At 66.8% G+C, this 11,896-nt stretch carries 7 protein-coding genes and 1 pseudogene; 5 read left to right on the top strand and 3 right to left on the bottom strand.

Translation table 11 applies throughout. The features are described from left to right. Position 1: 1 nt before the first annotated feature. Both LCF40_RS07125 and leuS read right to left on the bottom strand, forming a co-directional pair. On the bottom strand, positions 2–985 hold the full coding sequence (locus LCF40_RS07125; RefSeq protein ID WP_114576970.1) for a formyltetrahydrofolate deformylase: 984 nt from the start codon (positions 983–985) through the stop codon (positions 2–4). Between the two features lie 85 nt (positions 986–1,070). Further along, the gene (gene leuS, locus LCF40_RS07120; RefSeq protein WP_224827900.1) at positions 1,071–3,770 is read right to left on the bottom strand and encodes a leucine--tRNA ligase; all 2,700 of its coding nucleotides are present in this window, start codon (positions 3,768–3,770) and stop codon (positions 1,071–1,073) included. Positions 3,771–4,164: 394 nt separating this feature from the next. Here leuS and LCF40_RS07115 point away from each other — a divergent pair, with 394 nt between their 5' ends. The 3 genes from LCF40_RS07115 to LCF40_RS07105 all read left to right on the top strand — a co-directional run bounded on the left by LCF40_RS07115 (position 4,165) and on the right by LCF40_RS07105 (position 8,144). Further along, positions 4,165–5,865: a nitrite/sulfite reductase gene (locus LCF40_RS07115; protein WP_224827899.1), complete on the top strand. Its 1,701-nt coding sequence runs from the start codon at positions 4,165–4,167 to the stop codon at positions 5,863–5,865. Continuing rightward, complete coding sequence (locus LCF40_RS07110) at positions 5,855–7,552, top strand: Coenzyme F420 hydrogenase/dehydrogenase, beta subunit C-terminal domain (protein WP_224827898.1); 1,698 nt, start codon at positions 5,855–5,857, stop codon at positions 7,550–7,552. Before LCF40_RS07115 ends, LCF40_RS07110 begins: the two co-directional genes overlap by 11 nt. Positions 7,553–7,715: 163 nt before the next feature. Then, a complete protein-coding gene (locus LCF40_RS07105) occupies positions 7,716–8,144 on the top strand; it encodes a hypothetical protein (RefSeq protein ID WP_224827897.1) in 429 nt (142 codons plus the stop codon). An 880-nt stretch (positions 8,145–9,024) separates the two neighbouring features. On the opposite strand, the gene LCF40_RS07100 is transcribed toward LCF40_RS07105, so the two are convergent. Continuing rightward, complete coding sequence (locus LCF40_RS07100) at positions 9,025–9,516, bottom strand: DoxX family protein (RefSeq protein WP_114576965.1); 492 nt, start codon at positions 9,514–9,516, stop codon at positions 9,025–9,027. A gap of 141 nt (positions 9,517–9,657) precedes the next feature. On the opposite strand from LCF40_RS07100, the gene LCF40_RS07095 reads away from it, so the two are divergent. Continuing rightward, positions 9,658–10,827 (top strand): MFS transporter, encoded by a 1,170-nt coding sequence (locus LCF40_RS07095; protein WP_114577065.1) that lies wholly within the window; start codon positions 9,658–9,660, stop codon positions 10,825–10,827. Positions 10,828–10,956: 129 nt separating this feature from the next. Further along, a pseudogene (locus LCF40_RS07090) lies at positions 10,957–11,796 on the top strand (DUF4397 domain-containing protein); the annotation flags it as partial. Between the last annotated feature and the right edge of the window lie 100 nt (positions 11,797–11,896).

Genomic DNA, 11,896 nt, shown 5'->3' with positions numbered 1-11,896 from the left:
GTCAGTCGCCGGCCGCGTCCTTCGGGGTATCGCCGTCGTCGGACGAGCCGACCGCGCTTGCGAGCCCGTCGACCGGCCGGTCGGGAACGAGTTCGCGGTGCTCTTCGTGCAGGCCGAGCTGGTACTCTCCTTCACCCTCCCGGACCGTCGTCCGACCGCGGTGGACCGAGACGTCGCCGTTCAGGTGGAGCCGGACCGCCTCGAGCAGGGCATCGGCCTCGAGGGGCTGGCCGCGGCGTTTCATCTCGCCCAGGTCGGCGTCGTCAGGGACGTCGAACGCCCGCTGGGTGATGATCGGCCCCTGATCAAGATCCGTGGTGACGTAGTGGGCGGTGACCCCTGCGACCCGGACCCCCTCTTCGACGGCCTGGCGGTAGGCCTCGGCGCCGGGGAACGCCGGCAGCAAGGAGGGGTGGACGTTGATGATGCGGTCCTCGTACCGGAAGACGACGTTCGGGCTGAGGATCCGCATGTAGCGCGCCAGCACGATCAGGTCGGCGTCGTACTCGGCGAGCAGCGAGAGGAGGCGCTCCTCGTTCTGGGCGCCGCTCTCGGACCCGATGTCGTGGAAGGGGACGTCGTAGTGTTCGGCGAGGGGCCGGAGGTCGTCGTGGTTGGCGATGACGACGCCGATGTCCGCCCCGAGGTCGCCGTTGGCCCACGCCTCGAACAGCGCCTCAAGACAGTGGCTCTCCTTGGTCGCGAGGACGGCGATCTGCTGGCTCTCGCGGTCGGCCGGAAAGCGGACCTGGACGTCGAGTCCGAGGTCGTCGCCGAGTTCCTGGAGGTCGGCCCGGAGCGTGTCCTCCGTACAGACCATGTCGGAGGTGTCGACCGCGAGGTACATCCGGAAGACGCCCTCCCTGACCGCCTGATCCAGGTCCTCGATGTTGATCCCGCGCTCGAAGAGGAGGCTCGTCACTCGGGCGATCAGTCCCGTGTCGTCGTCCCCGATGACCGTGATCTCGGTCACGTCGGTCGTCATCGCTCCCACCTCCCGCGGGTCGTTCGAACCATTACCAGCGGGGAGACGACGGGCAGATAAAAGGGTTCAGGTCCTCGTTCGCGACTCACTCGACGATCTCGATCGCCGGCCGACCGGGTTCGGCGTCACCGGCGTCGGGGTCGGCGTCGACGACACGGACGGGCGCGTCGAACTCGCGTTCGATCAGCCAGGCCGCCGACTCGAGGGCTGCGCGTTCCTCCTCTCGTGCGAGCGTCGGCTCTAAGGCCTCGCGTCCCGCCTGGAGGTCCTGGCCGTAGTCGGCGGCCGCGTCGCCGTGTTCGCGGATCTCCTCGACTCCCATCAGGTCGCCGATCAGGTTCGGCGACTCCGACTCGAGGGCGACCTCGAGGGCACGGTACGTCCAGTCGGGCGCGACCGCGAGTTCGATCCGTTCGGGGTCGTCGATGCCGGCGACCTCGATTATGTCGCGGACGTCCCCGCGGGTGTTCTCGACGAGGCGACGCCGGTGCTCTGCGTGCTCGCGGTCGGCGTCGCTGTCGGGCCAGTCGGCCTCGGCGACGAATCCCTCCCCGCCGAGTTCGTCGTGGAGCTCCTCGGTCAGATGGGGGGCGACGGGCGCGAGCAGCCGGACGACGGCGGCGAGCCCGCGCTCGTAGGTCTCCGCGTGGGGTTCGGTGTAGTCGGCGTACTGGCGCAGCGTTCGAACCAGGTCCTGGGCCTCCCGGGTCGCCCGGTTGAACGTCAGTTCCTCGTACTCCTCGGTGGCGATGGCGACCGTCGCCGCTATCTCGCTTTCGACGTAGCTTGCGACCGCGTCGTCGTCCCCGTCGGGGTCGTCCTCCACGAACGACTCGACCATCCCGCGCAACCGATTCAGGAAGGCGTGCGTCGAGCGGACGCCCTCCTCGCTCCAGTCGAAGTCGCGCTCCGGCTGGGCGGCCTGCATCATGAACAGCCGGGCGGTGTCGGCGCCGTACTCCGCAACGATCTCCTGGGGAGAGACGACGTTTCCCTTCGACTTCGACATCTTCGACCCGTCGAGCAGCACCATCCCCTGGGCGAGATAGTCCGTGAAGGGCTCCCGATGTTCGAGACCCTCGTGGTCGGCGAGCACCTTCGTGAAAAAGCGCGAGTACAGCAGATGCATCACAGCGTGTTCGATCCCGCCGACGTACTGATCGACGGGCATCCAGTCGTTGGCCCGTTCGACGTCGAAGGGGGCGCTCTCTATGTCGGGCGAGACGTACCTGAGGAAATACCACGAAGAGTCGACGAACGTGTCCATCGTGTCGGTCTCCCGTTCGGCCTCCGCCCCGCAGTCGGGACAGGTCGTTTCCTTCCACTCCTCGGCCGCGTCGAGGGGATTCCCGGTGGTGTTGACGAACTCGGGCAACTCGACGGGCAGGTCCTCGTCGGGAACCATCACGGGACCGCACGACTCGCAGTGGACGACCGGAATCGGCGTCCCCCAGTAGCGCTGGCGGGAGATCCCCCAGTCCCGGAGCCGGTACTGGGTCGCCTCCTCGGCGCCCTCGGTGTCGGCGGTGATCCGTTCGCGGGCCGCCTCGCTCTCGAGGCCGATGTACTCCTCGGAGTTCACCAGCACGCCGTCGTCGGTGAACGCGGACTCGCTCACGTCGGGCGCGTCGGGCACGGTTCCCGAATCGGGGTTCCAGTCGTCGGGTACGGGAGCCACCACGGGCTCGATGGGAACGTCCCTCTTCTCGGCGAAGGCGTGGTCGCGGTCGTCGTGGCCCGGGACGCCCATCAGGGCGCCCGTCCCGACGTCCGAGAGGACGAAGTCGGCGACGAACACCGGAAGCTCCTCGCCGGTGACGGGGTTCGTCGCCGTCAGATCAGTCCGGACGCCGTTGGGTTCGTCCCCTTCGGGGTCGGCCTCCTCCTCGACGAACCGGCGAACCTCGGGGTCGTCCTCGGCGACCGTCTCGCTGATCGGGTGGTCGGGCGCCAGCGCGAAGAACGTCGCGCCGAAGACGGTGTCCGCGCGGGTCGTAAACGCCTCGACGGTGCCGTACTCCGTGCTCCCCGTATCATCCTCGTCCGAGGCGCCGGGCGCCTCGCCGATCTCGAACGGCAGGCGGGTGCCGTACTGGCGGCCGATCCAGTTTCGCTGCATCCCCCGAACCGGGTCGGGCCACCCCTCGAGGCCGTCGATGGCGTCCAGGAGTTCGTCGGCGTACCGGGTGATCTCGAGGAACCACTGGGAGAGTTCCCGCTGGGTGACGGGCGTATCACACCGCCAGCAGATCTCGACCCCGTCCTCGAGTTCGACCTGCTCGTCGGCGAGGACGGTTTCACAGCTCGGACACCAGTTGACCTCGGCGTCCCGCCGGGAGACCAGCCCCTCCTCGTGAAAGCGCGAGAACAGCCACTGGTTCCACCGGAAGTAGTCGGGTTCGCAGGTCGTGATCTCCCGCTCCCAGTCGTAGCCAAAGCCCATCGACTCCATCTGACCTTTCATGCGAGCGATGCACTCCTCGGTCCACTCGCGGGGGTTCGTGTCGCGTTCTTTCGCGGCGTTTTCGGCGGGTAATCCGAAGGCGTCCCACCCCATCGGGTGGAGCACCTCCTCGCCGGACATCCGGAGGTAGCGGGCGTAGGCGTCGGTGATGGTGTAGTTGCGGACGTGGCCCATGTGGAGTTCGCCGGAGGGGTAGGGGTACATCCCGAGGACGTAGGCGGGGTCCGTCGCGTCGTCGGGCGTCCGGTAGACGTCGGCGTCGGCCCACGCCTCCTGCCAGCGTCGCTCGACCGTCTCGTGGTCGTAGCCGTCGGCGCTCATTGCCTAGTCCTGGTCGGATGAGACCCCTATACCTTTCGAAGGGGTGAGCCCGCGACCCACGGACCGCCGTGCCCGACTACGGGCAAGTATTGCCCCGTCGTCTCCGGACGAGGGAGCCCGTTCGCGGGGATCCTGCCCGATCCGTCGCCTCTCGAAGGGCCCGGGACCGGACGGGGCGACGATACCGGCACCGATTGCCGGTGTATCCCAGTCACGTCAGTGTTCGCCCCTTTGCGCGCCCGTATAGGTCGTGGAGCGTACTACACCTCTAAGATGGATCTACCGACCGCCCAGTCGATCGATTCCGAAACGGCCATCCCCGCCGAGGGGGGAGACAATCCATGAACGCCGGAAGAGCGGGCGCTTTCGAGCCCACGCGAACAGGGTGGTTCGCGTGAACACGGTCGAGCAACACAAACAGGAGAAACATCCCCTCGACGTCATCGAGGACCTCCAGGGGTACGCCGACGAGGGCCTCTCGTTCGCCGAGATCGAGGAGGAGGCCGGCGGCGGCGAGTGGGAGCGCCTGAAGTGGGCCGGGATGTACACCCAGAAACAGGACGACTTCTTCATGGTCCGCACGAAGGTCCCCGGTGGATACCTCACGCCCGAACAGGCCGAGGTCATCGGCGAGGTCACCGACGACCTCGCTACCGCGCCCGAGGAACACGGCGGCGCCGAACAGAACGAACTCTGGGGCGACGCCTACCTCGACATCACGACCCGCCAGGACATCCAGAAACACTGGATCGAGGTCGAGGACGTCCCCGAGATGTGGGAGCGATACGAGGAGGTCGGGCTGACGACGATCCAGGGCTGTGGCGATTCGGCGAGAAACGTGCTCGGCTGTCCCGCCGCCGGCCTCGACGACCACGAGTGTTTCGACGCCCAGCCCGTCATCGACGCCGTCTCGGAGTTCTTCACCGAGAATCGGGAGTACGCCAACCTCCCCCGCAAGTTCAAGATGACGATCACGGGCTGTACCCACGACTGCGCCCAGTCCCAGATCAACGACGTCGGGCTGGTCCCCGCTCGCAAGGAGATCGACGGCCAGCAGTACTACGGCTTCCACGCCCGCCTCGGCGGCGGGCTGTCCGACGGTCCACGAATGGCCTCGAACGTCGACGTCTTCATCCCACCCGAGGACACGGTGGAGTTCTGTCGTGCGGTCGCCCAGACGTTCAAGGAACTCGGCGACCGGCACAACCGCGGCGTCTGTCGAATGCGCTACCTCGTCGAGCAGGTCGGCCCCGAGAAGTTCGAGGAGGCCGTCCGCGACCGCTGTACCGTCGATCTCCCGACCGCGGGCGAGGGGCTGACGACGGGCTACCGGGGCGACCACGTCGGCGTCCACGACCAGAAAGAGGAGGGGCTGCAGTACGTCGGCTTCAACGTGATCGCCGGCCGGATGGGCGGCGACGAGTTCGCCGAGGCCGCCCGCGCCGCAAAGAAGTACGGCACCGACGAGGCATCGGTCCGGCTCGCGACGGATCAGAACTTCCTCATCACGCACATCCCCGAGGAGAACGTCGAGGACCTCCTGGCGGAGCCGTTCGCCCGGGAGTACCAGCCCGACCCCGGCCCGTTTTCGAGAGGTGCCGTCGGCTGTACGGGCAACGAGTTCTGTAACTACGCGATCATCGAGACCAAAAAGCGGACCAAGCGCTGGGCCCGCGAACTCGACGAGCGCATCGACGTCCCCGACGAGATCGACGTCGTCCGGACCCACATGTCGGGCTGTTCGGCCTCCTGTGCCCAGCCACAGATCGCCGACATCGGCTTCCGAGGGGAGACGGTCAAGCTGGAAGACGAACACAGCCCCAATGCCGAGGGCGACAACATCGTCGAGGGAATGGACTTCGGGCTGGGCGGCGCGCTCGGCGCGGACAACGAGTTCCTCGACTGGGTCGAGACCGCCGTCCCCGCCGGTGCCGTCATCCCGGCAATCGAGCAGCTCTTCGAGGCGTATGCCGACGAGCGGACCGAGGGCGAACGCTTCTACGAGTGGTGTCGGCGAGTGGACAACGACCGGCTCCGGGACGTGATGCGCCAGGCAGACGCCCCCGTTACGCGAGGTGTTGCCCATGGGGACTGATAGCGAGGGCGAACGCAGTGAGCCCTCGAAGGAAGCGAGCGGCGGAGCCGCGAGCCGCGAGGACGAGCGCAGCGAGTCCTCGGAAGAGCGAGCGTTCCCCGGCGTTCCTGACGTCGGAGAGGACGACGAGAACGTGAGCGTACCGCCGACCCAGAGTGCGCGCAGCCACGACCACCAGGGCGCCGACGCGCCGTCGAAGGCGTTCGACGCCCAGCAGGGCGGTCACGGTGGCCACGATCACGGACACGATCACGCTGACGACGAGAGCGAGAGCTGCTCGCCCCAGACCTGCACCTGTGGAGCCCAAACCGAGCAGAAGCAGCCCGTCACGGACGGCGGCGGCGTCGCCAACGTCGACGAGAACGGCTCGCTGGGTGACCTCAAATTCACCGAACCCGCCGCCGAGGGGACGAGTCAGGACATCGAGGGGACGGACCCGACGCCCCGCATCGGCGTTCCCGAGGGCGTCTCCCTCGACACCCCCGACTACTCGATCCGGTCGCAGATGAACGACATCGAGACGCCCGACGAGAAGACCTGGTTCATGGAACTCGACGAGGCCGTCATCGACGAGGGCCGGTGTATCCAGTGTGGGACCTGCGTCGCAGCCTGTCCCTCCGACTCGATCGGGATCGGCGACGACGACCTGCCCGAGTTAGTGAAAATGTGTACCGGCTGTTCGCTCTGTTGGGACTTCTGTCCCCGTGGCGGACTCCGGTACGAGCGCCAGTGGAAGATCACCGGCGGCGACGACAACGTCAAGGGCGCGGGCGATCCGATCACGGAGTTCTCAGCGAAGGTCGAGGACGACTGGACCGACGGGGCTCAGGACGGCGGCGTCGTCACCGGCGTGCTCTCGACGCTGCTCGAGAAGGGCGAGATCGACGGCGCCCTGATCGCGACCGAGAGCGACGAGGAGGCCTGGAAGGCCGAGAGCTACCTCGCGACGAGCCACGAGGACCTGATCGAGAACGCCGGCACCATCTACAACCAGACGATGGCGCTTGGCAACCTCGACCTCTCGAAGTGGGAGCACAAGCTCCCCGACAAGTCCTGGGACGAGATGAGCCTCGCGCTCGTGGGCACCCCCTGTGAGATCGAGGGGATCCGCGCGCTCCAGGACTTCGAGTGGGACTACCAGAAACAGAACGAGGGCGTTCGTGCCGTCGATTATACGATCGCGCTGATGTGTACGAAGAACTTCAACTACCACAGCCTGATGGGCGAGATGTTAGAGGAGCAACGCGGCATCTCTCCCGACGAGATCGGCAAGATGGACGTCCTCCACGGGAAGATGATGGTCTACGGCCACGACGGCGAGATGATCGTAGAGGAGGACATCGAGAACTTCCACGACGCCGCCCTCAAGGGCTGTGACGAGTGTGCGGACTTCACGGGCTACGCCGCCGACATCACCGTTGGCTCCGTCGGCTCCTCGGACGAGTACTCGAGCGTGATCGTCCGAACCGAGCAAGGAATGAACGCCTGGGAGCTCACCGAGCCGAACCTGGACTACCACGACCTGGAGGACCGCGGCGCGATCGGCGGCCTCCAGAGCTGGGACAAGAAGAAGGCCTTCGAGAGCCTGCAGCGGCCGTTCGACCCCGACGCGCCGCGGTTCATCGACTACACCGACCACGCCGAGAACTACGGGACCGCGCTCAATCCCCACGATACGGGGCACTGAGCGCTCGTCGATCGGAGTCCACTCACGCCGTGGCACCAGTCGAGTTCTCCCTCGTACAGGTACGGATCCATCAATCGGCTTCTCGCCCGTTGTGAGCGGCGGTGAGAAGCCAGATAGCGTGAGTTTCCAAACACTTTTCCAAAGATAATTCAAATAGTAGAACATGAACTGGACGGGCTGGGTGCTGTCCGGGATCCCGGAGAGGCCGCCGACGTGGACGGAGGTCATTATCGGCCTTCTCATCGCTATTACAACTACCCTAAATCTTCTCTCCCCGTCGACGATGTCGATCCCTGGGGTAGGTATCGGATTTCTTACGTTTGCCGTCGCGCTCGGCCCGGCATCCACGACGGCGTTAGGCACCCGAATCGGACAGTGGTTCAGAGAGATCGGCGCTGCTGGGCGAGCAACTGCCATTATTCTGTTTGCTATCGGAGTCGCGATCACATACCGGATAGAGGCAGTCCCGAACTCCCTCCTTCATGGCATTGGAACCGGCGGACTCCTGGCTACTCTTCTGTACATGACCGCACACATCATATCGGCAGGTGAAGTATCCGGCTGGAAACCAAACCGGAAGTGGACTGAGTGAAAGCGAGGATAGTCACCGACCCCACCCTACTCGCGTCCTTCGGACGCTCGCTGAGGGTGGGGCTTGCATGGCGGACGTTGGAGGCTTTGTGGCGTCCTTCGCCCTTGTGTGCCGGTGCGGTCGGCCGGCAGCGGCAATGTAATTGGACGTGACCTCGGGTTCTATCCCCAAAGCGGGGAACGGAGAGGCTCGTGGCATCACGTTCACCGTCGTTGGTCCGTCCTTCACGGACCGGACGAGTCCGGTCCGCTGGGCACGGTGACCGGTGCCCGCCACCGCCGAGATAACCCGTCCTTGGCCGCACCGAAACGTGGCCGGGCACCCCTTGCGGGGCTGTCTGTAGCCCGTCGGTGGCTATGTGGTAACACGGATTATGGCGGCCTAAGTCTTGCGTTTTCGGTGTATGTGCCCAGCTATACGAACGCGCTCCTCCCCGCCCTACTCGCTCCCGTCGGTCGCACCTTGAGGACGGGGACTCCGCGCTACCGCCCCAGTTGAATATCGTATCTTGTCGAAATAGGGATATCCAAGTCAATCCACCTATGGGAACAACGATGACTTCAACGAACTTGTTATCCGAGTTTCCGTACTAAGCACGAGATCCAATCACAAAGCGACCATACTAAAGAAATACATTGGCTCACTTCAGGGGCCAACCTTTTGCGCTGCGCTCCCTCGCGGTGCTCGGTCGCTCGGCAAAAGGTTGATCAAAAGCACTCTTCCCTCCCCGTTGGGTCGGTCGTCGGCCCGCTCGCTCACTCCGTTCGTTCGCGGGTGCCGTGCTTGTCCTACAGCCTCAACTGAGCAAGCTATTCCATCGACCGCAGGCGTCGCTGTCGGGACGAAACCACGAAAAACCGGTCGAACGCGAACGTGAGCGTCAGTCCGATTTCCGGCCGAGGCCGAGCAGCGCGAGCGCCGCGCCCAGCAACGCCGTGTTCTTCAGGAACTGGATCAGCTCCTGCTGGTAGCCCTCTTCGTCCTCCTCGTTCCAGAAGTCGTGCATCACGGGGGTGACGCCGGCAAGGAAGCCGACGACGCCGGCGGCAGCAGCGGACGGGAGCCGCCAGAGGGCGATCCCGACGCTACCGGCGAGGAGTCCGCCGCTGATCGCGGGGACCGAGATATCGGGACGGGGCGCGCCTTTCGCCTCGGCATAGGCGATCCGACCCTCCAGATTGCGGAGGTTGTCGATGGCGTTGTACGCGAGGACGCCCCCGAACAGGAGCCGGCCGAGGCGGAACAGCGGCGCCGTCTCGACGGCCCCTTCGGCGGCGTCCTCTCGTGGTTCCGGTTCGACTTCGGGATCGGGCTCCGAGCCCGATCGGAACTCGTTCGCGCGTCGCTCGAGCGATTTCGATAGTCGACTCATCGCTCGGAAATCGGCCCTCGAACGGGGTATGTCTTCGGGATCCGGAGTGGGTCGAGTGGTATTCCCTCCCTCGGTTTGAGCGATTCCGGAAAGAGCGGCCGGCTTCCGAAGGGCGAGGGCCGTCGGGCGTCGAGCGAGAGCGTGCGCTGGCGCTACCGGGAGACCGTTCTCGCGCTGTGTACGGCCGCGCTGTTCGTGACGATGGCCGGCCGGCTGGCGATCAGCCCGGTCGTTCCCGAGATCGCCGCCGACTTCTCGGTCTCGAACGGGGTCCTGGGTGCGGCGCTGTCCGGAATGTGGGTCGCCTACGCGCTCGCGCAGTTTCCCAGCGGCGTGCTTGCCGACCGGATCGGCGAGCGCCCCGTCATCCTCGCCTCGATCGGCGGAACGGGGATCGCGGCCGTCGTGATCGCGCTCTCGCCGGGCCTGCCCACGTTCGTGGTCGGGACGATACTGCTGGGCGGGCTCGCGGGACTGCACTACAGCGTCGCGACCTCCTTGCTGACCCGGACATACGACGGGATCGGGACCGCGATCGGGATCCACAACGGCGGGGCGCCGCTCGCGGGGGTCGTGACCCCGGTCGTCGTCGCCTGGGTCGCCGTCGCCGCCGGCTGGCGGGTCGCCGTCGGGCTCGCGGGGCTCGTCGCCGTCCCGGTCTTCGCGCTCTTCGCCTGGCGGGTGCGCCCGACCGAGCCCCGCCGGCCCGACGAGCCGATGCGCGCCCGGCTCGAGCCGGGGACGATCCGGGAGCTGCTCACCCGGCGCTCGATCGTCTTCACGGGGATCATCGCGGTCATCTGTGACTTCACCTGGCAGGCGCTCGCCTCCTTTCTCCCGACCTTCTTCGTCGCCTACCACGACTACTCGGCGACGTTCGCTGGGACGCTGTTCGCCGTCTACTTCCTCGCCCAGGGGGTGTTGCAGATCGGTGTGGGCATGCTGGCCGACCGCGTCGGACGGGACGCGACGACCGCGGGCTGTATGGTCGCCGGAATCGCCGGGCTGGGCGCGCTCGTCCTCGCGCCCGGCCTCTGGACCATCGTCGCCGGCCTCCTCTCGCTCGCGGTGGGGATGGGGTGGGCCGCCGCCGTCTTCCCCCGGTTCATGGACCTCCTCTCGGCCGACGAGCAGGGGGCGGGCTTCGGGCTGATCCGGACGGCCTACATGATCGTCGCCGCCTCGGGGTCGGTCGTCGTCGGCTCGCTGGCCGACGCCTTCGGCTGGGCCGTCGCCTTCGGCTTCCCGACCGCGCTCCTGGGCGTCGTCTGCCTGCTGTTGGTCGCGAACTGGACCGTCGGACTCGAGTAGCGCGGTGTAGGCTCCGGTTTCGCGCGTGCAGGCCGATCCTACGCCCGTTTCATCGGGGAAACGCCGCGACGATCGGCGAAACCGACTGCACCGTATTTCCCCCGTCCCGTCCCCGCTTCACCCGCAACCATGACGACGACACGACGATCCACGCTCGCGGCGATCGGTGGTATCGGCGCTCTGGCGGCGGCCGGTCCCGTCCTCGGGATCGGCGACCACGCGGACGACGAGCGCGACGACGCCAACGAGACCGACGACACGAACGGAACGGACGACGCCGGCGAAGAGTCGGCCCCGACCGCGGCGGTCCGGGTCGCACACTTCTCGCCGGACGCGCCGAACGTCGACGTCTACGTCGACGACGAGCAGGTGCTCGCGGACGTCGCCTACGACACCATCTCCCCGTACCTCGAGATCGCACCCGGCAGCTACCAGGTGAAGATTACGGCCGCTGGTGACCCCGAAACCGTCGTCTTCGACGAGGAGGTCCCCGTCAGCCGGGCGTTCTATACGATCGCTGCGGTCGGCGAACTCGGAGCCGGCACGTTCCGGGCGATGGTCCTGACTGACGCCGGCTCGGCGCTGATCCGGCTGGTCCACGCCTCGCCGGACGCCCCTGCGGTCGACGTCGTCGGCAGCGACAGCCCCCTGGCGCTGTTCGAGAACGTCGCCTTCGGCGAGATGACGAACTACGTCGCGCTCCCGGCGGCGACGTACTCTCTGGACGTCCGCCCGGCCGCTGGCGATGGGGAGTCGGCGGGGATGACGACGGAGACCGACGACGCCAACGAGACCGGGTGGAACGAGACGGACAGCAACGAAACGGTCGGCAACGAGACCGACACCAACGAGACCGACGGGGCCGACGACGCGGGAGCCGACGATGCCGTTGCGAGCGTCGAGGTCACCCTCGAGACGGGAACGGCCTACACCGCGTTCGCGACGGGCTACCTCGGCGCCGAGCCCCCGTTCGCGGTCAGGCTCGCGGTCGATGGGCCGAACGGGGAACCGGCCGGCGAGATGCCAGCCGACGACGGAGAGGAGTCCGTAGAGGACGATCCCAACGACA

Origin of the sequence: Saliphagus infecundisoli (assembly GCF_020177375.1) — an archaeon.
Classification (GTDB): domain Archaea; phylum Halobacteriota; class Halobacteria; order Halobacteriales; family Natrialbaceae; genus Saliphagus; species Saliphagus infecundisoli.
The sequence above is the reverse complement of the archived record's forward strand: the minus strand, read 5'-3'. Positions and strand labels throughout refer to the sequence as shown.

Coding starts and splice junctions, on each gene's coding strand:
- LCF40_RS07100 (WP_114576965.1), bottom strand. CDS start 9,516: ATGAGTCGACTATCGAAATCGCTCGAGCGACGCGCGAACGAGTTCCGA.
- leuS (WP_224827900.1), bottom strand. CDS start 3,770: ATGAGCGCCGACGGCTACGACCACGAGACGGTCGAGCGACGCTGGCAG.
- LCF40_RS07110 (WP_224827898.1), top strand. CDS start 5,855: ATGGGGACTGATAGCGAGGGCGAACGCAGTGAGCCCTCGAAGGAAGCG.
- LCF40_RS07125 (WP_114576970.1), bottom strand. CDS start 985: ATGACGACCGACGTGACCGAGATCACGGTCATCGGGGACGACGACACG.
- LCF40_RS07105 (WP_224827897.1), top strand. CDS start 7,716: ATGAACTGGACGGGCTGGGTGCTGTCCGGGATCCCGGAGAGGCCGCCG.